This window comes from Novosphingobium sp. BL-S-34, assembly GCF_056857015.1.
Map to the genome: position 1 here is coordinate 187,141 of NZ_JBXEPV010000003.1, position 21,629 is coordinate 208,769.

Here is a 21,629-nt window from a genome sequence, read left to right on the forward strand (position 1 = left end):
CCCGGCGGAGGTTGTGGAGGAGACATCATGTACGACAGAGCTTTGAAGACAATAAGACAATATCATCGACTTTCGCAGGCTGATCTGGCCGACCAGATCAATATATCGCGATCCTATCTCAACGAGATTGAGCGCAACCGGAAAGAACCGAGCCTCGATGTCCTCAAAAAATATGCGGAACGGTTTGAGGTTCCATTGTCGTCCCTCATGCTGTTCGCGGAACAGGGACCCGGGACGACGTTCGACAAGGCCCGTGTCTTTGTTGCCGACAAGGTGCTGAAGATGCTGGAATGGGTTGCTGAAGGGGAAGACAGTGAGCGCAGCAAAGAAAGCGAAGCAGCGCATTCCGATTGATCGGTGCCACCTTTACGGGCTCCGGTCGCCGCATGCGCTAGCGAACCGTCTGGGGTGGGACCTGAACAAGCTTGATCAGCTCGCCCGACATGGCGGCTACAGGGTCTACAAGCACAAGGCCACCGGACGTGAGATCCAGGAGCCGGGCGCAGCGCTGCAAAGCCTTCACCGGCAGCTTCACCGATACCTCGCGCGCGTGGAGGTGCCGGAATATCTGCATTCCGCGGTCAAGGGCAGATCCTATCTGTCGAATGCGCGCGCGCACGTCTGTGTCGGAAGCCTGATCAAGATCGACATCGCGAAATTCTATCAGTCGGTGCCGCAGCACAAGGTGATGCATTTCTTCCGGGATGTGCTGTGCTGCGCTCCGGACGTTGCCGGGCTGATTGCGAACCTCATCTGCTACCGCGGCGTGCTGGCCACCGGCAGCTCGATCAGTCCGATCATATCCTACTACACGTTCAAGAGTTTCTTCGACGATCTTGCCGCGCTGGCGGACGGTCATGGCCTGAATATGACCTGCTATGTCGACGACATCACCATGTCGGGCGCAGGCGCGACACGTGCGGTCCTGCACGAGGCGCGCTCCATGATCTTCCGTGCCGGGCTACGGGCGCACAAGGATCGCTCGTTTGGAGAGGACGGGGCCAAGATTGTCACCGGGGTTGTCGTCGGACCACATGGTATAGGACTGCCGTTCGCACGCTGGCAGAAGATCCGTCAGGCGACACGCGAGATTTCAGTCTGCACCGATGTGGCGGAGAAACTGGCTCTGTACCCGAAACTGGTATCCCGTCTCTATGAGGCCTCGCAGATCGATGCCCGTTGCCGCCCGCGCGCCGAGTTTCACCACGGACAGTGGCGCGAGCTCAAGCGAACGGTTGCCGCGCAGGTTCTTCCGGTCGCCTGGATCGAGGAAGCGGCTTAGCGATCGGCGCGTGACACAGCATGGCGTCCAGCCGGCATCGCGCGACACGGTTCACCCGGCGTCGTAACGCGCTGCTGCAATCATCCTTTCGTAGAGCATCTGGATCTCGGCGAAGAGCGCCTTGCGCCCTTCCTCGGCATCAGCGCGGCGTTGAACGAGCGTGTCGTCCTGGGGCATCCCGATCGACCGGACGAGCGGTAGCCTCAGGTTATGATGCTCGACCTGCTTCAGCCAGGTGGCCTGAAGCAGGTCGCCGATCTCGTCGCCGAAAACAGTGCGTCCATCGACCAGGACATGAAAGAGCTGGTCGTTCCGGTCATCCAGTCCGCTGCCGTCATGGTTATAGCGGGCGAGAACGCCTCCGACCGTGCGGATGATTTTCTGGCGGTCCTCAAGCATTTTGATCTGTTGCGCCTGCCGCTCCATGCGGAGCTGCTTGCTCGCGTGCTGGCGCATCCACCGGTTCTGCTGGATGCTGAAGTAAAGGACGGCCGCCGCCACGATGGTAGGTGATGCTACCTTGACCAGCTCGATAAACTGCGGCCAGGTCGGGGCTGCTGCAATGATCGCATTGATAAATCCGTTCATACGGCAATATATCAACGCGTGGCCGCCCCCTCAACGTCACCCGGCAAGACAACGCTCACCAAGCAAACCGGTCGGCTTTGCGAGAGCGCAATGACGGGTTACATCAGCAGCCGACATCCACATCAACCAGGCTGAATGTCTTAAGTTGGTCGGGAGCCGCCGGAAGGTCGTGAGACATTACTGCCGATTGGCGTCGCAGTTGGGAACGCCTAATCACGCTTAAACCGGCCATATGTGGAGCTGCTTTAGCCCCTTCTCTCAGGTCCTGCCTCATGAACTTTTGGGACTGTCCGGACTTCGGCATCAGAAGCGCATAGCGACCCTTCGTACAGCACCTCCCTGCCCGACCGGATTGCTGCGGATACCAAGCGCTTTCGCTTCGCCCCAAATTAACTAGTCTTCCCGCTAGGTTGGAGAGGCGGCACGGTGGTGTCGTGCCTGATTCGCAGGTGACCAGGAGGGGGAATTGGTGGACGAGGACGAGACAGCAGCACCAGAGGAGGCGGTGGCGCTCGACATGATCGCGGCCCCTGCCGCGCCGGAAACGGATGTAGTGGAAACGCCAGAAGGGTTTCTGACCGGCGTCGCCGCTTCGCTCAAGGCCTCCGATGATGCCGATTTGGCCGCGATTCTGACGGATCATCTGCTGACCGTCATGCCGCACGACAATGTCATCGCCAATGCCAAGGCGGCGATCCTGACGCTGGCCGCCGAGCGCGCGACCCCGGCCGAGGGACAGGCTGATGGCTGATCCGACGTTGTTCCACTCGCTGACGCTCGAAGGCTTTCGCGCCTATCTCCAGCCCAAGACCTTCGATTTCAGCAAGAAGCCGAGCCTCGCGATCTTTGCGCCCAACGGCCTCGGAAAGTCGAGTATCATCGATGCGCTCGAATTCCTCTTCTCCGAACATGGCACGCTAGATCGGCTCGGGCAACGTGCGCTTAATAACCAGGCCGGCCCGTCCGCCCTGATGCATAATGGCGCGCAAGCGGCGGGGATCGCGCCAGAGGTCAAGTTCACGACCATCACCGGCAAAGCCACTACCGCGGGAAGCCGCACGGCGGTCGGCAATTCGCGTCCGATCCATGCAGCGGCCACCGCGATGAAGGCCGGGTTCGTTGTCGCGCCGATCATCCGCGGCTATACGCTGCGGACCTTCGTCGAGGAGCAGAAGGCGGAGACCCGCTACAGCGACGTGGTGAGCTGGCTGCAGCTCTCGCCGCTGGTCGAGGTCCAGAAGAATCTCCGGCTGCTGCGCCGCGAGGTCAAAGCCGCGGCCGAGAGCATGAGCGAACAGGTTCGTCTCGCCGGGCTACTGCGCATCGAGACCAAGCAGGCCGTGCAGGTGTGGAACGACGCTGCCGTGCTCGACTTCGTCAACACGAACGTCATTGCGCCGCTCGACCCCGCGTTGATGATGGCGGCGCTCGATGCCGCGGACGCCGGCTTTGTCGATATCGCAAAACGTGTCGCGGCCGAGGAAAACAGCATCGGCCTTGCCGGGCTGCGACAGGTTCGCAACTCGGTTATCGCGCTGTGGCGTAAGACCGTGCCCGAAGACGGCGGCGAGCCGGAATATTCGGGCGCCATTGCCGCATTCGATGAAACGCTGGCGGTGCTGACCGATGCTATGGATTTAGAAGCAGATGAGCGCGACAAGGCGGCGGGCACGGTCTTTCGGTCGGTGTGGAAGGAGGCCGAGAAACTGTTCGCCGAAGATGCAGAGGCTCCTGACGAATGTCCGGTCTGCGCGACGGCGATCGGCGATACCGCCGCCGGAAGCGTCCCCGCTATCCGCGATCTTCTGAAGACCCATCTCGACGATCTGCAGAGCTACAACGATGCCAAAACCGCGCTAGATAACGCCGACAAGGCCAGCACGAAAGCGCACAACCAGTTGATCGCGCGGCTTCCCGCGATGATCGATCATCTGTCCGAGGATGATCCCGACGGCTTCAGGGCAGCACTCATAGCATATCAGGCCGGGGCCGCCGCGTGGCCGGCCGCCGCCGCCCCTGCGTCCGCCGCGATCACCGCCGAGCTGGAGGCGCGCCTTACCTGTCTCGATCAGGAGATCGCCGACATCGAGGACAAGCAGGGCGAACATACCTGGGTGAAGGCCAAGGCGAACATCGACCGGCTGCTGAAGCTCCAGACGGACGTGGCGCTGGCGACACGAACCTCCCAGGAACTCGCCGCACTGCACGAGGCGCTCGGCACCCAGGCCACGCTCGTCTCGGGCAAGATCCGCGAGAAGGTCCAGTCGCTGCTCGCCCCCCTCGCGGCGCCGATGAACGACATCTACAAGGAAATCCAGGGCGACAAGGCGAGGCCGATCCGGCTCGAGCTGCCTAGCGAGGACGAAACTAATCAGCAGCGCATGCAGCTGGTCATCGACTTCGCCGACAATCGTCAGGGCGTAGCGCCAGGCGGCTATCTGGGCGACTCCCAGATTCACTCGGTGGCGCTGGCGCTGCGCCTCGCGGCGATCAAGAAGTTCAATAGGGCCGCCCCGGTGATCGCGCTCGACGATGTCGTTACCTCCTATGACGCTGACCATCGCCGCGCGATCGGCGCGCTGCTCGCCAAGATGTTCACCGATTGCCAGATCATTCTCGTCACCCATGATGAGCGATTCTTCAATCACTTGAAGGATCAGCTCGCAGCGAAGGACTGGCAGTTCACGCGCATCATCGGGCTAGACCCGGCATACGGTCCGCGCTTCGCCGACCATAAGGTGACAGACGAGATGATCGCCGATCGCTGGGACAAGGGCGAATCCGCTGCCAACGAGATGCGTCAGGCCGAGGAGGAATGGCTGCTAGGCATCGCTCGAGGCTTCGGCGTCAACGTTCGCATCCGTCAGCTCGAAAAGGCCTATGCCTACGAACGATCCGAATTGGCCTCTGCGATCGGCGGCTTCCTTAGCGACATTAAATTGACGCCGGCCGACGTACCCGGCGTCAACAATCGCTTCATCGCCAGCTTGGTGAAGGGCGATATCGAGAATTTCGGTAGCCATTTTCAGGACGCCCCCTATGGCGACGGTTCGATCGGCGACGAGAAGACGCGCTGGGATGAATTTAGGGCGTTCCGGAGGCAATTCGAATGCGTGTGCGGCCGAACGAAATATCAGAGGCCATTCGGTCTTAGCAAGCCCCTCTGTGCTCACAATAAATGCGAGACACAATTCGAGTTCAAGCCGCTTGTCGTGTGAGGAAAGCGAGATTGGAACGCTCCGCTATTGATGAGGAAAATCCAGGGAATGCCGAACTATTTCTTCACTGGGGGCATGGTTAGGGTGTGAGAACCGTGCACGGTCAAATTGAAACTGCGGAACGCGACCCACGTCGCGCGCATGGCCCTTGGAGCGATCTCGCGCTTCACACGATCGGTTGGCGCGCCTTTCAGGACCTTTGCTCGCAAGTCTGCGAAGTGGTCTTGGGGCGTCCTGTAGAAATATTCCGAGAGGCGCAGGACGGCGGTCAGGACGCGGTCTTTCTCATCCCCTCGCCAAATGGCGAGCAGCCTATCGGCACGATCCAGTGCAAGCACACGTCGGACGCCGGCAAAGCGTTGAAGGTCAGCGACCTCTCCGCTGAAATCGGTAACGTCGAGGAACTCGTCAAAGGCGGCCAGGCAGACACATACGTCTTCATGACCAACATGAGCGTGGATGCGCCGGTTGCGGCCGCCATGCGTGCCAAACTGCGCGATTTCGGCGTTCGCAAGCCGCATATCCTGGGCCGCCAATACATCGTTCGGGTCATCAAGAGCAACGCACGCCTCCGCGCCCTCGTCCCTCAGGTTTACGGTCTAGGGGATTTGACCGCGATCGTCGATGAACGACTCAGCGAGCAGAGCCGCGCGCTGCTCGATAGCTGGATTCCGAAACTTCGTACTTATGTTCCAACTCAGGCGCATCGCAACGCCGTCAACGCCATCTCGGACCACGGCGTGGTGCTTCTGCTCGGCAATCCTGCGAGCGGCAAATCGGCGATCGGTGCGATCGTTTCAACGATCGCTTCGGAAAATCCCGACAACACCGTACTTGCGCTGACCAGTCCACGCGATTTCGAGGCTGGCTGGAATCCCAACGATCCCGGCCGCTTCTTCTGGATTGATGACGCTTTTGGCTCGAACGTGCTGCGCGACGACTACGTACAGGATTGGGCGTCGGCCTTTTCGAAGCTGCGCGCGGCGATCAAGCACGGCAACCGCTTCCTGCTGACTTCACGCAAGCATATTTACGAAGCAGCTCGGCGCCGACTGGGTCAGCGTAATCTAGCCCAATTCACCGATGGCAGCGCCGTGGTCGACGTTGGTGAACTGACCTTCGAAGAGAAGGCACAAATCCTCTACAACCACATCAATTTCGGCGAGCAGAGCCAAAGCTGGCGATCGAACGTCAAGCCGCATCTAGCCGCCGTCGCCGCCGTCGACGAGTTCCTGCCCGGAATCGCTGAGCGGCGGCTGGGCGACCCGAACTTTACCAAGGGACTGGCGCCGCGCGAAGGTTCGCTCGTCCGCTTTATGAAGGAGCCGACCGAGCACCTTATCGACACGGTCAGCGCACTGGACGAGCAACTCCAGGCCGCGCTCTACCTTGTCTATGTCCATCAAGCGAGCTTCGATCCTAGCGATCATGATGCGGCGGCAGCGCAGGCGGTTGCGGACTTGACTGGTTTCACGCTGGCCAAGATCCAAGATTGCTTCGCCGAATTGAAGGGGTCCTTTCTCAAGCTGTCCGGTGCCAAATGGACCTTCGCGCATCCGACAATTTCGGATGCACTGACGGAAGTTCTTCGGCAAAAACCCCACATGATGGCCGCACTCATCCGCGGCGCACCAATCGACACGATCCTCGGCAGCTTCACCTGCGAGGGATCGCCGCTCATTCGCGATGCGTTGGTGATTCCGCACACGCTGGACGAAGCCTTGGTAGCGCGCCTCAGCTACACGCCGGACGAAAATCATCGAAATTGGATGCTGTTTCACTTCCTGTCCTACAGGGCGAACGACGCGGTTTTCGCCAAAGTAATCGGACAGTTTCCGGAGCTACTTCGACGCTATTGCTGGCAGACCGATCCCCTCGCCAATGACCCTCGGTTTCATACCTACGCCCGCGCCCATCAATTTGGTCTGCTCCCGGATGACTTGCGGCGCGAAGCCAGCACTAAACTCGAGTTTGCCGCGCTCACAGACCTCGACATGTCCTTCTTTGCCGAAAAGGGGATGCTCGCACTCATATCGCCGCTTCATCTCGTCGGATTGGGCCTGGCGCTGCGAACCAATGTCATGCCGACGCTTGAGGAGAAGATTGACGAGATCGCCGCAGATGCCGACTTGGACGAAGAGCCCGACAGCCACTTCAAGAAATTGCTCGGTGCCCTCGATTGCATCGAGGAGATCGGAGTAGAGCTGGATGACGATGCGGTTGGCTTGGTCGACGACGCGCGGGATCAGGTGAAGCGAGCGGTCGACGAACTTGAAGAACGCAAGCGGGAGCGCGACGAGGAGACTGAAGACGACACCGACTGGACCCATATCGTCACGCAGAAGAAAGAAGAGCCGTCCCCGCCCGAAGCTGCGGCTACGAAGCGGTCGGTCTTCGACGATGTCGACAAGTGACGATCACAGAGGGTTCGATCGGATACAAGCGTGAAGCATCCACAACGTCGGCGGCTCCCCCCTACCTCGTTCGTGTCCGCGTATACCTGCTGTAGGTTCTGCGGACTGGCCACCCTGTCGGGAGCGACCAATGGCAAGCGGACGATCGGACAATTCTTCACCTACAGCTCTTGGCTGATGGCCGTGCTGACGGTGGTGCTGGCCGGCAAGGGCGTCTCGGCGCTGCAAGAGGCCGGCATTATCGACATAGCACCGTGGTCGGCTGTTCCCCGCTTCGAGCTGCTGGGCCTATTCCCGGCCGTTCAGACCGTCGCCGCACTGTCGGTCATCGTGTTTGCGATCATGGTGGGGTTCAACTAGAACCGGCGCAAGGCGGGCGCGGGCATGGGGGAGCCGGCATGACGCCCGTGATGCTGCGCCATCACCGCGAAGGCGGCCAATTCGCGATCTGCTTCGCGGCCGTGGTGCTAGGCGTGATCGTCGCGCTGTTCCTGCCCGGCACGTCCTTATGGGACGCGGTGCCGCTACTGCTGGCGGTGATCGTCGCGCAGACGCGGGTTGAGCTGGTTGCGGAGCTGGCGTTCATTCGCGTGCTGCCCGGCTTGATGCGCGATCCGTGCCGAACCGATCCCTCATCATCCCTTCCAGATAAGGGACATGTTGCGAGACGCCCGGTGCCAGTGCGCGCGGCAGGTTGAGCTTGACCCGAAACCTGCTCCCCATCTTGATTTCTAAATGGAATATCGGAGATGGAGAAGCGGGACGGCCGCGCATTCCCATAACGCCCTGTTTCGGGAAGCCATGGCGATCGATTGAACGATAATGTCTGGGCGGCTGCCGACCGGCGACTTTATGATGCTCGACCGGCGGCTCCTGTCAGATCCGGACGTTCAGTTTACCACCGGGGAACGGCGATAACTGGGTCGCAACCTGCCTAAGCCGTCGTGCCCCGCCAGGGGATTCCGCCGACATAGCGGACCTTACAACACCTCATCTCGGCTCCCCGATGGCGGCCCTCGGTTCACCGATTTGCGGTTGAACCTGAATAGCTTGTCGTGGGACAAACTTGATGGGTTGGACTCTTTCATGCTTTTGGCTCCGTGGGGTTGAGCCAGCGCAGGACCTCTTGGCAGACCGCCGGGTCGCCCAGATCCTTGATGAGCTCATCATTGGCAATCGTCGCGGGGCCGCTCCGAAGCCAGGCGATCGCTGCATGGTCTGTGGGTAGGAGCACCTCCAACGCCTCAGCCAATTCGGGGCGCTCTTCGCGAGTTACCCAGATCGCAAGTAGGACGAGCACACGCCGCTTGGGGCGGGCTGCTAGGTACTGGGCGAACTCGATGACGAATTCGCTCGGGCCACGACAGGCCGCGACAAGCACGAGCGAAGCCGCAACGCTCGGCATGCGAGTCGCGACTGTCGCCGCGTCGATGTCGGCGACAACGGCCGCATCTAGGCTCTCGGATTTGAAGACGAGGGCATGGGCAGCCGCACGTCTCACCGGCGCGCGACCTGGCGAGTAGGCGCGATCTAGCAGGCGCTCCTGCATCGCTCGCCCGCCATGCGTCACGAGCAATTCAAAGATGTCGTGGCGAAGTGTGGGATCCGTGGTCTCGATCCCAAGCGCGTCGAGACGCTCGAGATCATCGTCTGCCAGGCTTCTCAGAGCCGCAAGCGCGGCAATCGCCTGATGGGCGATGGGGAAGTGATCGTCTTCTTCGTACAGCCGATAGGAAGCAGACCACTGGTCGTGAGCCAGCGTCATCAGCGTCGGAACGTGGTCGGGGTGTGGCTTTGCAACCAAAAGCGCCACTAGAGCTTTGCGGACCGGACTTCCCTCCGCCTTTGCCAGTTCGAGCAAGCCCGCAGGCAGTGGGGCCTCCAAGGGATCACCGACCGCTTTGAGCGCTGGTGCGACGACATCGGCGAACATGTTATCCAGCGCGTCCTCAACGATCGGGGTAAGACCAAGCGCGATTGCAGCGGCTATCGCCTCGGCACACGGATGCGCATCCTCCCAGGTGACCCTGGCTTCAGCAAGCGTTGCCTCAATGTCTCGCGCGACATCGGCTCCCAACACCGCGTGCTGCTTGATCCGCAGCCGCCTAACGTCGGGGCGTGTTCCGGGCGTAGCGGTCAGCAACGCGGCCGCTGGCGGCGGAAGCGGAACGATCTCGGCCGCATTGCTTCGCAGCGCGCGAGCCGCGTATGCGATAGCCGCATAGTCCGCAGGCAATAGGTTCTTGGCGGCGTCGGCTTCATCTTCTTCCGGGTTCGGAGCGTCATCGTCCGGCTCATGGAAGGGCCCGCGCCTGGCACGCTGAGCGAGAATGTGGCCGAGATCGATTGCGAGTTCGACCGCTCGCTCCTGTTCACCCGCAGCGATCAGGCCATCGAGAATTCGCGGCAACTCTTCCCGGTGATGGGCGATCAGACATGACAGTGCCGCCGTCCTGACATCCCTGTCGTCGAGCCCCTTCCGGATTCGCTCGATAAGGCGATCATGATAGGCATCGTCCCAATGATGACGAAGCGCATGCCAGATCGCATCTTCGTTCTCGCCGTCTCGGACGATTGACCAGGCACCACTAAGCTCCTCCGAGCTGGGCGGCGTTCCTTCGCGGGCGTCGGCCGCGAGCGATCGCATCCAGTCCGCCTGAAGGGCTTCAGCCTGAGGATGCTGGGCCAGCCGCTGCCAGCCTTTGACCTCACGCACCTTATCGACATAGGCGTGCAGGAGTTGCTGAGCAGTGTGTCCGTCGCCTCGATCGGCGAGATGCTCCATATATTCGTCGGAATAGACGCTGTTGATGTAGGCGAGGCGTTCCTTGCGGTCCGTCTCGGGATCGCTCGGCGTGGGCGCAAGCTCAGCGACAGCGGCGTCAACGATGGTTTCGAACCCGTCGAGATCGCGCAAGGCTCCTTCGGCCAGCGTATCGACGACCGGATCGAACCCATTTCGAACGATCCCGGCGGTCGCCTCGAGATAAACAGGGGTCAGATCGGGCGCGAAGCGCTCGAGATCGGCCACGAGCGTGGGACCGTAGCCGTTTCGATCATTCGGCAGCATATCGCGGACAAACCGTGTCGCGATCGTCGGCATCTGCGGTGCATGAGCCATTCGATCGTACCAATCCTGGCCGTGCCCCGGCGAACTCCAGTGCATCAGGTTGGCGAAGGTCCTGTCGGGGCGATGATTGATGTATCGCGCGAATTCCGCGCCAACCGACGCCTCCGATCCGACAGCGGCTGCGATCCGAAAATGTTCAGGAATGCGCGTTGTGGGATCTGAGAATTGTTGATCGATCCAAGTGTCGATCGCTTTTTGCGCGGCTGGTTTCGCCGATACAGCCAACTCCTCCACGCGACCCGTCGCTTCCAGGATGCGTGCCGCGATCCCCGATCCCCAGGCAGCCCCAGGGCCGTCTGGATCCGTCAACACGTCGATAAGGGCCCGAAGCGCGACGGAGGAAGGAACGGGCTCGCGCTTCAGCGCTGCCTGAATGCCGGCTTCCACGCGAGGGTGATAATAGGTCGCATCACCTTCGCCGACGCGCAGATTGCGTGCAGCCGCGAAGAAATCGATAAGGGGTTGGACTCCCTGGTCGAAGCGGTCACTGCGTTCCGCCAGATCGACTTCAAGCGATCGAACGATCCGGATCGACAGCTTCTCGCTCGCCTTCAGGAGCCCCCAAATCACGGCTGCGGCTGCGACGTCTTTCCGTTCCCGAATCTGCTCGACGACCGTTAGCTCAATCGACTCCTCATGCGCGCGACCCATCGCCGCTTTGATGAAGCCACCGCCATTATTGGGCTCGGACCGCCCGGACGTTCGCATGGCATCAAAAAACTTTTCGATTTCGAGCGGTGAGGCGAGCTCGTCGAGCACCTGCTTTTCAGCATCGGCGGCGAGCATTTGCACATCGCGAGGCAACGTGCTGATCCGGGTTCGATAGAGCTTACTGCGCTCCTTTGGGCCGTAATGCTCGACCTCTAGCGGTACCAACCATGGTTCGATGGTGCTCAGTGCGCCCGCCGACACACCCACGTCGCGCCGGGTCGTGACGACGATACGCCGATCATGCGTGGCTCCGGCTAGAAAGCGGGCAAGCTGGTCGTTCCAGGGCCGGCTGGCTGGCTCGAAATCGAAACGGCCCCACGGGTCCTCGATGTCGTAGAGGACGGGACGATCGGTCTTGTCGTCGCGAAGTTGTTGTGGGCCTTGCCGAATCGGCTTTGACGCCATGCCGGGATTCTCAGCTCGCAACTCCTCGTAGAGCTTTTGTGTCGCGAGTGTCTTGCCGGTTCCCGACTGGCCGATGATTACGGCGGCGTATCGGGGCGAGCCCATCGCCTCGCGCAGCGCCGCCCAGTTCTTGGGATGGACATAGTTTTCCAGCTGCAGCGATGTCGCGAGATAGCCGTCATGTTCCCGGATGATGTGTGCCACTTCGTCGCGCTGCCATCGGCCACCGCCGACCCGCCGAACGCGCATGCGCGCTTCCTCACGCAGCTTGTGGAGGCACTCTATCCAGCGGGAATAGGGAACCCCAAAGCGTTCGATCAGCAGACGCTTGATCTCCCCGACTACCTTGTCCTCGTCGTGGTTGGCTATGATGCCCACCCGTCCGGCAGCTTTGGCGGGAAGGCTCGAAACCGTTGTCGCTGGCATCCCACCTGGTTTGGGCCAGCTCCCTGCTCGGCCGACGCGGAGACCTCGCGTTTGACCGTTCAGGCCAGCGCTGGTGATCAGAAGGTACCGAACATCGGAGTCCGCGAGGCGTCGTGCCGCGGAGAGCCGGCGCACGCCCCCATGCTTCAATAGCGCATTGATACCTGCAACCGTCCAAGCATCGCCGCCACGAAGCTTTGCCTGCACGACAAGCTTGTAGCCGTCGGCGGAAACTTTCGTCGACAGGCGGCCGGGTTCGTTATCAATGAGCTCTGCCTCGATATCCTCCTCAGTGGCGGGCTCAAGCTCGATTGATTGCGCAATCTTGTTCGCCAGCAGGAGATCCAGCGCGAGCCATACTGACACGTCGACCTGGTAATCATATCCAGCAAGGGAGTGGGCTCCCGATCCGGCGCCGTCATCGCCTTCTTCGACCGGATGCGAGAGCGTTTCGCCGTCAGTCATGCAGGTGGCCCTCGCCATTCATGGCAACCAGCCCAATAGAGTTTGAGTATGCGCACTTCATGCGAAACAATCTGCCATCTGGTTCAGGCTTAGCCAATCTGAGATGCGCGATCGGAACGTCGGATTTCAAAAAAAATCAACTCTCGCATCAATGACGCTGAATGGCTTGAATTGGTCGCGACGAGGCATTGACGAGGCTTTATCGCCCTGTCCCGCCAAGGAATTCTGCCGACATAGCCGTCATCGAGCATGTCATTGCGGCTCCCTGATAGCCGCCATTCATTCACCAACCCTCGGGTAAACCTGAACGACTTCAAGGGGGGACATACCCGCCGTTCACAATTGCATTTAGGAATGGTTGGTTTCGGTCGGAGCGGACATTCGCGCAGCTGAGCAGATCGCCTATCGTTCGAGTACGGTCGATCACGACAACATGCGTGAGCGTGGCGCCCGGCGAACCCCGACCAGCCTGCTTTCGCGTTCTGAAGCCTGGAAAGTTGCGCTTCCGCTCGAAGTGCAGGCTCTTGCTATCTGGTGAGGTCCATCAGAACTTCTGCTTTTGTTCGGCAAGGGCGATCATTTCCGACGTGATTACCAGCGGTCCGGCATCATACCACCCGGCGATCTTTTCCAGGTTCTGGATGGCCATTTCGTCGAGCGTGAAGGTTACGCCGAAATCGCGCTCGAATGCCTGGGCTGCTATCCGGGCATCCGCAATGAGCGCTTTCGGCACGTTGCGTTCGGCCATGTCCTGCAACATGTCGCTGGTTTCGAAGGTGATAGCGCGCTGCTGAGCCAGCCGCGCGCTATGTCCGGCGGAATCCCTGATCGGATTTGGATGCTCCCGCTGGATCATCTTGTAGACCTCAGAGTTGGCCGTCTGGAATGCCGACCTCAGTATTGATGCCTGCGCGTAAGCCATGTCGAACAGAAAAACCCTGTCGACCTGCTTTTTGAGGTTGCTGAAATCGATCGCCTGCCCGAGCTCACCGTGCTGGGCGACGAGTTCATTGAAGAGGGCCCAATTGTTTTGCCAGTTGGGTCCTTTGCTCATCCGGCCTCGCATGACCTGGCTCATCACCACTTCGCGCGAATAGATCGAAACGACGTTCTTCAGCCGGTCGATCAGATCCGCAGCTTCCTTCTGCTTGTCTTCCCACAGCTCGGCTTCGAACCCGAGGCCCTTGAAGCGCTTGAAGCGCGCAAGGTTGGAATAGAAAAAGCTGAAGAAAGCGAGTGCAAACACAGCGGATGCGGCTGTGACGTTTCGCGCTGACAGGAATGTGAAGCCGAAGCCAAGGCACGCCAGGCCAACAAGCGCGAAGAGCATGCGTTCCCAGTTCTTCGCAAGATATTTCAATCCGGTCATGGCTTTAGGTCCCGCATTGCTGGACGGAATGCAACAGGGATTCGTGAAGCACAGGAAGGGTCCGGACAGCGCGATGCTGCTGCCCGGAGGGCTGGCTTACGAGACTTGCGAGCTCTTGAGGGCTATGTGCGCTGCGTCTGCGCGACCTTGGCATTTTCCAGCTGGATGATCGCTTGCATGTCGGAAAGACTGTCAGCCATCGCTTTCGATCCCGACATCACCCGCGTCGCCTCGTGAAGGAATTCCCCTTCGATGCGCGAGAGAGTGGCGGCAAGCCCTCCGATTGAAGCTTTTCCGAGCCTGGCAATTTCATCGGCTGGCAGGACGCTCGAGAGAAGGTGGTCGATGCCTTTGTCGGTGCGCCAGTTCTGGTAAGTTTGCTGGCGATAGGATTCTGTGATCAGGTAGGCAGCGCGAAATGTGACGGCGCGGTAGATATAATACAGCAACCAGGGCCGATCGCCGCAGAAAAGCCGATGATTCTCGGGCTTCTCCGCCGCATATTTTTGCAGGAGCCGGGGGCCGTACGTTTCGTCCTCGAAATCTTGCACATACCGCAGAGCTTTGGCGGCTTCGCGAGCAGAAAACATGTCCTGCGCTTCTTCCGCCAGGATGATCGAATCGAAACCGATTACCCCGGAGCAATCCTCCCGCATCCTGTTCATCTGATCCCAGAGCGCAGTGACCGCCTCGATGATGTGCGGGCGCATGCCGGAATTGCTGGCGTTCAGGGTATCGACCGATGTTTTTACCGACGAATAGGCGCTCTGCAGCTCGGCCTTCAGGGCTTCGAGTTTCGCGTCGCTGCGGCGATCGATCTCCTTCTCGACGTACCGAGTGAGCGAGGCTGGCAGGAGTTTCAGAACCAGCCATGAAGCAACCGGAGGCCAGGCGATGGTGAGGGCGGTGAGGGCGACATTCTCCATTGGCGGAGCCTAGCGGTCGCCGCCCTTCGCGGACAAGGCAATTTCCGTGCTGGCGCGGGTATTTGAGCCTAGTAGTCCTGGGTTCACTCCATTCCGCCAAGGGCGGCCTGCGGTCCCCGCTGAAGGTCCTGCAAGCCGCTCCGCCGATAGCTTACTCTACCTCCTGCAAAACCTTTTCCTTTTCCGGCGTGTCGGTCGAAGTTTGCTCTACCGGCTCTGGTTCCTCCAATGTCTTATCAGCCCTGGTGATGTGCTCGCTCGGGCGGGCGATTTCGGAGATCTTGAAGATCCTGTCGACGACCGGGACGTCATTGCGGTTGGTGAAGTGCGTCCGCACCTCTTCCGCACGCCTCACGGTCCTCCTGCTCTGCAAGCAGCACAGCATGCCTGCTGCGAAGAGCACCAGCGATATGCCGCAGAAGTAGTAGAACCTGTAGGTATCGTCAGGGTTTTCGATCAGATCGTGGAGAGAATTGGCAAGCCCTGCGCCCATTGCGAGCATGCCGGCAAGGCAGGTCATCATGACGGCACGCAAGTCGCGCGCGCGGCTGTCGAGGGTGGCGTAGATCTGTGACCAGGACATCTCTTCATCGGGTGCCGGCTGGCTTGGAAGCAGTTCTGACATATCTTCTCCGCTTTTGACTTCGGTCATCAAGTGGCTGAAACGTTGAGATAAGAATTATAGAACGAGTGTGCCCTGCGTGGTCGGTAACGCTTGGGTCTGGGGCCCGTCCTGGGGGCGGTGTCCCGCCCTTGGCATTGGGGCCGGGAGCTTGGCAGGAGGGCAATGTCCGGGGCCCACCGGCGCGGCCGCGCTCCATGCCGCACGGCCGACGGGCTGATCGCCCCTGGGTCCTCGCGCGAGACACCGCGCCCCGTACGGGTCTCAGCCTGTCGGCCACGATCGCTGGCGCCGGGAGCTACAGGCGACGCCGCTTACGGCACCAAGACGGTGCGGATCTATTCGCTGGAAGTCGCCATAAGGTAAAACAAGAGCTTTAAACCAAGCTGCCTGGCTGGCGTGAATTCAGTGACGCCAGCTCAGGGCCTCACACCTAGATGTTTGACATTGGCGAGCGAATTGACAGGGAGTCCGCCCCGTCGAAACAGCCCGTAGCCAGGTTGTCTGCCTTGCAGTTTTGCGAGACTCGTCGTGAATGCGTGAAGGTCGGGCTCGCCGATCGCGACCAGAACACGGTCGAGGAATTGGCTGGATTCAGCGCGGGCAAAAATTGGAAACGGCGCAAATCGGTTCGTCGCGTAGATAAGCATTTCCGGATACCAGTAGCTGTATTCGCCGAGCGTCGTCCCTCGAATATGACAGAGGAAGTCTGCCTGCATCACACTTTCGAATTCGGGCAGTGCGCCATTGTCATGCGCTTCCTTCACAAGGTCGGCAAACAGGCTCATACGGTTCAAGCTTAGCCGACTGTTGCGGTGATCAAGTGACTCGATATGCTGCGCGAATGCAGTGAAGTCCGAGGTCGAGCGCTCGTTGGGCGCCCCATAAGGGTTGCTGACCAGCCAGACGCGCTTGAACAGGCGATCGGCAAGGTCAAAACGTTCTTCATCGAGCGCGATAGCCAGGGTCGAGAGAAATGCATCGTGCGCTGCCATTTTGACTGAATCGAATTGCCAGGGGTGCCAGCTACGGGTGCCCCGCGGTGGAACTGTAAGTTGCAGGAGCTGCTCCAGAATTCCAAGCAGGCGTTCCCAGGTTTCGGTATCCCTGCCAAAGCGAGCAACGGAACGCGTCAGCTCGGCAAGTTGATGAAGGTAGGGCCGGATCGAGGCGGAAGTGGCGAGGATCGTTTCGTCAATCTCCTCGCCGCTCTCCAATACCGGCAGAAGCCCGCCCAGTTCGCCAATGAGCGTCTCACCGAAACCCCTCACGTGTGCGGCCGCCTGCGGGACGCCGTCCTCGACTGCCCGGATTGCGCGTTGGTGCGCCGAACGCGTGCCCGTGGCCGCCGGGCGCGTTTCCATGATGTGATCTGGCAGCTTTCCGAGCTTCGGCTTCACGAACTGGGGCCTGTCTGCCAGCCAGCGCAGAAGCTGTTCATAGCTCTCTTCGTAGCGATCGCCCGATCGAAAATCGAAGAATATGCGGCCGCGGTAGAACACAGGGACATGAGCGTTCCCGTCCTCGTCCTGATCGGTCATCGCGGCAGCGTATTTGTCCTGACTGGTCTTACCGTAAAGCTCGGGCGAGATGATCTGGCTTTCGGTGCCGACGCCGCCCGCGCGCTTGTCGGCCTTCGCAGCGTAGACCTTGTCACAGACCATCAGCACCTTCGTGACCGCCGGGTCTGTGACCATCGATTCCATGAAGGCGTAGGAATCGTGTCCGGCAAGCAGGTTCCACTTGTCGAGCTTTACGTCGATTCCGTCCTCCACCAGCCGTTCCGCCAGTTGCAGGACCCAGGCCTCATGCGTTGGCGTGCTCCAGGAGTAGGAGATGAAGACGCAGGGTGGTTGCGGTGCTGGATTGCTCGACATTCCAGAGATATGAGAGACCGCTGAAGCATCTGCAAGCGGGTGGAACATGATTGGATAGCGGCCTGTGCGTAACTGCGCGTTCGTGCGAGTAATTACCTGTCACAGGTGAGATTACGACGAAAAACCCTAAATCAAAGCGATCCAGTTTTCCGGGATCAGATCACTCCCTTCTTCATCCACCCTGAGGGCGGATCCAACCGTGACTACTGGTTACTTCACCTCTCGAAGCACCACGCTGCCCGTGAGGAAATGGGTAAGATTCATTGGTCGATGGAAAACACGTTTGAGCATTTCGGGCGCGCGGGCTTCAATTCGCTCGGTTTCGATCCGGATGAGGACGTCCGGAAGGATATGCTGGAATTCGATTTCAACGATAATGCCCGCATTAGATCAGAGAGTGCGGTTGTCGATCAGCTTGCTCGGGTGCTTCACTCTCGTGCAGCCGCCGATTTGAGGCCTTTAACGAAGAAAGAATTGTTTGCGTCACACTGCAATGAGACTCCGGTTATTGGCGACATCGTGGATGCTGCGTTGGTTGAACTGCGCGCGGCCAAAGATGTGGTCATAACTGCCCCGGACGGAGCTCTGAGACGATCGATCAAGAGTTTCACTTGGGACGATGGAATCAAGTTATCACGCGAGCCAGGCTTTTTTTCGATCTTCGATCAGCACGCTGCTTAAACGCCCTGCTCTAAGGCAGGCGCGCTAGGGTATGAACGAACATCAGCTTAGGCACAACCGGCTCGCGGAAGGAGACGTTCCGGATCGTCCGACGAAGCCGCCGAGATCGATGCGGCTGCCCGCTCTTCAGGAGCGCGCCCGGATATGACGAGTTCGTTTTGACCCAACAAATTCTCGCAAGCTGGACGCAATGATGACGGTAGATCGGCCGATCTTTGCGACCTCCAGATCACCATGCGAGATCAGCTGATAGAGTTTGGTGCGGCTGAGCCCGGTCAACCGCACAGCATCTGAAATTCGAACGCGGATCTGCTCCATCCCAGCAGCCGGCCCTCGCGCGTCATACTCATGCTCGATCATGACTTACCCTTCCGTTGCTGCTGAAATCCACGATCTCCATCGAGAAAGGCAGCCAGGATAGCTGGCACCAGTTCCGGGATAGGCACATCCGCGCCGTAGACGGCGGCGTACATCTGCGCATAGTCCTGCAGATTCTGATGGAGATCAGGCGTCACAGTGACGGCCAGTTTTACCGGGGTCTTGTCGGGCAGCTTTGCCAGTTTGATCGAGATCATCGGGCGTTCCCTCCTTTCCATGGCTCAAGAAAGAGATCCTGACGCACAACCAGTCTGACCGGCGCCCCGGGCCGCACCGTGATCGTTGGCTGGATGTCGAGATTGCGCTGGGTGATCTGATCGCCTGCCCGTGAAGCGCTGGTCTGCGAAGACTCCCGGATTGCTTGCACCAGATCGCTCTCGCCGTTGATCGATAGCTCCGTACCGACGCCTAGCAATGTCGCGATCGCCACTCCCTTCAGCAATCGGCCGGTATGGTAGTCGACTTTGTCCACGAGACCTCCGTATCCCGACGGATCCGCCGCCGGCATGTTGTCGAGGCGCAGCGACGACCCGTCAGGCATCACCAGTCGCTGCCACACGACCAAGGCCCGGCTTTGGCCGTAGGCAACGACACTGTCGTAATTGCCGATCAGCCGCGTGCCCTGTGGGATAAGCAGCACTCGTCCGGTCGCGCTGTCGAACACGCTCTGTGTTACCTGGGCGACGACCATCCCCGGAACATCGGAATTTAGCCCAGTGATCAGGCTGGCGGCGATAACGCTGCCAGCCATCAACACGCTTGTAGATGATGGCGGCGTGACACTGTGAGGGTTGATGTCGCCCGTCCCGTCCAGCTTTTCGGCGAACTGTTTTTTGCGGTCCGTGGCCGACGCATCCAAAGCCGGGGCATTGCCGCCGGCTACCGGCCCGAGCACCGGCACAGGGCTTTCGACCCCAGGCGATGCCGTCGTGACGAATCGAACCCCTTGAGCAAGCAGCGCCGACTGACGAGCGTTTTTGAGCTCGTCGGAATGCCGTTGCCGATCCTGGTCGACCACGCTTGCGTGCTGGTTCTCGGTCGGGGCAGTTACGCCAAGGTCTCGCTGCTGCGCACGCAGGATCGGACGCCCAAGATCTCCAGGAAGCGGAGGCCCCAGTTTGGGAACATCGCCATACCCCTTCGGCAAAGCATTCAGCGCATCGTTGGTGGCCTGTTTGCCGGGCTGGGCCAGATCACTTGGCTGGACCGTACGCCCGGTTAGCCGCGGGGACAGCGCAAACCACGCGATGCCAAGAAGGGCGAAGGTAGCGACGGCCGTGCCGCCGATAATTACCTCATTTCTAAAACGTGTCGCGCGCGGAGGCCTGGCGCGAATGGCGAGAGTTTCCGGGTCGACTTTCTTGACCGGGCGCGCGGGAGCTTGCGCTGCAGGCTCATTCGCTGGGTCATCCGGGTTCGGCTGTCGCAAAGGCTGCGCTCGCCCGCCCTCGTTCATCTCCTCGCTCATGACCGCCCCCTCCCCTTGCCGCCGCCACGCGTGATCCGCACGACCTGTTGCTTCCTGGTTCCGAGCCGCAGCTCGGCCACATCGAAGATGCGATCGACGACGTAGAACCGCCCGCGCATGCGGTAATTGACCAGTTCCGCCGCACCGTCGGTTCCGATCAGGAACAACGGCGGCGCCTCGTCGACACCGATCGTCGCCGGAAACTCGATGAAGGTCTGGCGACCGTCATCGAAAGCCCGCACCGGTCGCCACGTCGGCTGATCGCCGGTGATCTGGTAGCCGAAGTACATCTGCTCGATCCCGAGCCCCGCAGCGACGGGCTTGGCCGCCTCGGCGGCGGCCCCGGCGCGCTTGACCGCGACCATTTCGTCGAGCGGGTAGTTCCATGCCAGCGCAGCCATTCCGCCCATCGGGCCGCTCGACAACACGAGATGGTAGGTTCGCTTGTCGGTGGTGATGACGAGATTGGTCGAGAGCCCTGTGCTGAACGGTTTCACCAACACGTGCGTGCGCTTGTCCTCGCCGCTTCCGCTTGTGGTATCGCCGATCACCCACCGCGCGGTATCGCCGGCGGCGACCGCGATCAGCGCCTCGCCCGGCTGCAGGGCAATGTCGGTGATCATGCCAGGCTGCGTATAGACGTGATAGATCGCCCCATCCGACCACAGGAACACCTGTCGCGCGTTCACCCACGAGGATGGCGACGGCTCAACCGAGCCGCGCTGGCCCAGCGAAGCGGTCGGCCCGGACCGCACGGCATGCGCCGCTGGCAGGATCGGATGGGCGCCGACGGCAAAGGCCGCGGCGGTCAGCAGCACTCCATTCATGGCAGAAATTCCTTGGATGCGAGGGGATCGGAAAGCGGGATGGTTGCAGCGCTCGCGGAAGCAGGCGTGGTTGCGGAGCCGCTTGCAGAAGTGGACTCGGCCCCGGCCTGCCCCGATTGTCCGGCGGTAGGCAGACTGGCGGATGACTGGTCCTGAGGCTCAAGCTCGCGGCTCCAGTCGATGGCGTCGACGTAGATGCCGAGCGGGTTTTTCCGCAGCGTGTCGGCGTCCCGCGGTGCCTTTTCGACAAGCGTCACCATCGCGGTCCACTGCGTGGTGCCCACCGCGCTGCCGCGCTCGAAGGCGTTCTCGATCCATTTGACCTGGAAGCTGGTGTCCGAAGCGCGCACCACGCTTGTCACTTGAACCGAGACGGTACGCTCGCCGATCTGGCTGAGAGCACCCGAGGCCCGCGCATATTCGCTGAGGAAGCGCGAGCCGCGCTGCGTCGTGAAGTCATAAGCCTCGAGCCAGCCTTCCCGCATCACCACGGGGTCGAGCGAGACCCCGCGGACATGGCCGATGAATTTGGAGAGCGCCCAGGCAATCTGCGGATCTGTTGGCCGATAGCTCGTTTCCGCTTCGCTGAGCGCACGCGGCTCGCCAAGCTTGTCGACCGCCACGACATAAGGGACGACACGGCTCTGGAGCGATTGCCATAGGAGACCGCTCGCCATCGCGCCGGCGAGGCCAAGGCAGCCGAAGGCCATGATCCGCCAGTTGCGCGCCTGGACACGGGCGGAGCCGATCCGATCGTCCCAGAGCTGCCCTGCCCGCTGGAACGGGGTTTCGGGTTCGGGTGTGCGCCCGTAAGCCTGGACGCTGCGTTTAAATCGCATGGG

The 21,629-nt window shown here is 60.7% G+C and carries 18 protein-coding genes and 1 pseudogene; 8 read left to right on the top strand and 11 right to left on the bottom strand.

The window, feature by feature from the left end; all coding sequences use genetic code 11:
- Nucleotides 1–27: 27 nt before the first annotated feature.
- Together AC1VV3_RS23680 and AC1VV3_RS23685 are read left to right on the top strand one after the other, a co-directional pair.
- Nucleotides 28–354 carry a helix-turn-helix domain-containing protein gene (locus tag AC1VV3_RS23680; RefSeq protein ID WP_482963489.1) on the top strand — a complete coding sequence of 109 codons (327 nt, stop codon included), beginning with the start codon at nt 28–30 and terminating at the stop codon, nt 352–354.
- Nucleotides 314–1,282, top strand: a complete 969-nt coding sequence (locus tag AC1VV3_RS23685) for a reverse transcriptase family protein (RefSeq protein ID WP_482963490.1) — start codon at nt 314–316, stop codon at nt 1,280–1,282. Before AC1VV3_RS23680 ends, AC1VV3_RS23685 begins: the two co-directional genes overlap by 41 nt.
- 51 nt (nt 1,283–1,333) lie before the next feature.
- On the opposite strand, the gene AC1VV3_RS23690 is transcribed toward AC1VV3_RS23685, so the two are convergent.
- Entirely contained in the window at nt 1,334–1,870 is a 537-nt protein-coding gene (locus tag AC1VV3_RS23690; protein ID WP_482963491.1) for a hypothetical protein, read from the bottom strand.
- Between the two features lie 469 nt (nt 1,871–2,339).
- Here AC1VV3_RS23690 and AC1VV3_RS23695 point away from each other — a divergent pair, with 469 nt between their 5' ends.
- The 5 genes and pseudogenes from AC1VV3_RS23695 to AC1VV3_RS23715 all read left to right on the top strand — a co-directional run bounded on the left by AC1VV3_RS23695 (nt 2,340) and on the right by AC1VV3_RS23715 (nt 8,200).
- Nucleotides 2,340–2,621, top strand: a complete 282-nt coding sequence (locus tag AC1VV3_RS23695; protein ID WP_482963492.1) for a hypothetical protein — start codon at nt 2,340–2,342, stop codon at nt 2,619–2,621.
- The gene (locus AC1VV3_RS23700; RefSeq protein ID WP_482963493.1) at nt 2,614–5,088 is read left to right on the top strand and encodes an AAA family ATPase; all 2,475 of its coding nucleotides are present in this window, start codon (nt 2,614–2,616) and stop codon (nt 5,086–5,088) included. Before AC1VV3_RS23695 ends, AC1VV3_RS23700 begins: the two co-directional genes overlap by 8 nt.
- Nucleotides 5,089–5,183: 95 nt before the next feature.
- The gene (locus AC1VV3_RS23705) at nt 5,184–7,502 is read left to right on the top strand and encodes an nSTAND3 domain-containing NTPase (RefSeq protein WP_482963494.1); all 2,319 of its coding nucleotides are present in this window, start codon (nt 5,184–5,186) and stop codon (nt 7,500–7,502) included.
- Nucleotides 7,503–7,637: 135 nt separating this feature from the next.
- A pseudogene (locus tag AC1VV3_RS23710) lies at nt 7,638–7,862 on the top strand (iron permease); the annotation flags it as partial.
- A gap of 38 nt (nt 7,863–7,900) precedes the next feature.
- Complete coding sequence (locus AC1VV3_RS23715) at nt 7,901–8,200, top strand: hypothetical protein (RefSeq protein ID WP_482963495.1); 300 nt, start codon at nt 7,901–7,903, stop codon at nt 8,198–8,200.
- Nucleotides 8,201–8,586: 386 nt separating this feature from the next.
- Here the strand turns inward: AC1VV3_RS23715 and AC1VV3_RS23720 are convergent, their stop codons facing one another.
- The 5 genes from AC1VV3_RS23720 to AC1VV3_RS23740 all read right to left on the bottom strand — a co-directional run bounded on the left by AC1VV3_RS23720 (nt 8,587) and on the right by AC1VV3_RS23740 (nt 17,433).
- A complete protein-coding gene (locus tag AC1VV3_RS23720; RefSeq protein WP_482963496.1) occupies nt 8,587–12,639 on the bottom strand; it encodes a hypothetical protein in 4,053 nt (1,350 codons plus the stop codon).
- Between the two features lie 544 nt (nt 12,640–13,183).
- Nucleotides 13,184–14,008: a hypothetical protein gene (locus AC1VV3_RS23725; protein ID WP_482963497.1), complete on the bottom strand. Its 825-nt coding sequence runs from the start codon at nt 14,006–14,008 to the stop codon at nt 13,184–13,186.
- Nucleotides 14,009–14,130: 122 nt separating this feature from the next.
- Nucleotides 14,131–14,934 (bottom strand): hypothetical protein, encoded by an 804-nt coding sequence (locus AC1VV3_RS23730; RefSeq protein ID WP_482963498.1) that lies wholly within the window; start codon nt 14,932–14,934, stop codon nt 14,131–14,133.
- A gap of 151 nt (nt 14,935–15,085) precedes the next feature.
- Entirely contained in the window at nt 15,086–15,586 is a 501-nt protein-coding gene (locus AC1VV3_RS23735; RefSeq protein ID WP_482963499.1) for a hypothetical protein, read from the bottom strand.
- Nucleotides 15,587–15,975: 389 nt separating this feature from the next.
- On the bottom strand, nt 15,976–17,433 hold the full coding sequence (locus tag AC1VV3_RS23740) for an SEFIR domain-containing protein (protein WP_482963500.1): 1,458 nt from the start codon (nt 17,431–17,433) through the stop codon (nt 15,976–15,978).
- 249 nt (nt 17,434–17,682) lie between these two features.
- Between AC1VV3_RS23740 and AC1VV3_RS23745 the strand changes: the two genes are divergently transcribed.
- Nucleotides 17,683–18,114 (top strand): hypothetical protein, encoded by a 432-nt coding sequence (locus AC1VV3_RS23745; RefSeq protein ID WP_482963501.1) that lies wholly within the window; start codon nt 17,683–17,685, stop codon nt 18,112–18,114.
- Nucleotides 18,115–18,240: 126 nt separating this feature from the next.
- Here AC1VV3_RS23745 and AC1VV3_RS23750 read toward each other — a convergent pair whose 3' ends face one another.
- The 5 genes from AC1VV3_RS23750 to trbF are packed head-to-tail and all read right to left on the bottom strand — an operon-like array spanning nt 18,241 to nt 21,626.
- Nucleotides 18,241–18,474, bottom strand: a complete 234-nt coding sequence (locus AC1VV3_RS23750; protein WP_482963502.1) for a helix-turn-helix domain-containing protein — start codon at nt 18,472–18,474, stop codon at nt 18,241–18,243.
- Nucleotides 18,471–18,689: a DUF2274 domain-containing protein gene (locus tag AC1VV3_RS23755; protein WP_482963503.1), complete on the bottom strand. Its 219-nt coding sequence runs from the start codon at nt 18,687–18,689 to the stop codon at nt 18,471–18,473. The genes AC1VV3_RS23750 and AC1VV3_RS23755 overlap by 4 nt, the downstream gene beginning before the upstream one ends.
- Complete coding sequence (locus AC1VV3_RS23760; protein ID WP_482963504.1) at nt 18,686–19,960, bottom strand: TraB/TrbI/VirB10 family type IV secretion system protein; 1,275 nt, start codon at nt 19,958–19,960, stop codon at nt 18,686–18,688. Before AC1VV3_RS23760 ends, AC1VV3_RS23755 begins: the two co-directional genes overlap by 4 nt.
- Nucleotides 19,957–20,787: a P-type conjugative transfer protein TrbG gene (gene trbG, locus AC1VV3_RS23765; protein ID WP_482963505.1), complete on the bottom strand. Its 831-nt coding sequence runs from the start codon at nt 20,785–20,787 to the stop codon at nt 19,957–19,959. The genes AC1VV3_RS23760 and trbG overlap by 4 nt, the downstream gene beginning before the upstream one ends.
- Complete coding sequence (gene trbF / locus AC1VV3_RS23770; protein ID WP_482963506.1) at nt 20,784–21,626, bottom strand: conjugal transfer protein TrbF; 843 nt, start codon at nt 21,624–21,626, stop codon at nt 20,784–20,786. Before trbF ends, trbG begins: the two co-directional genes overlap by 4 nt.
- Nucleotides 21,627–21,629 lie beyond the last annotated feature (3 nt).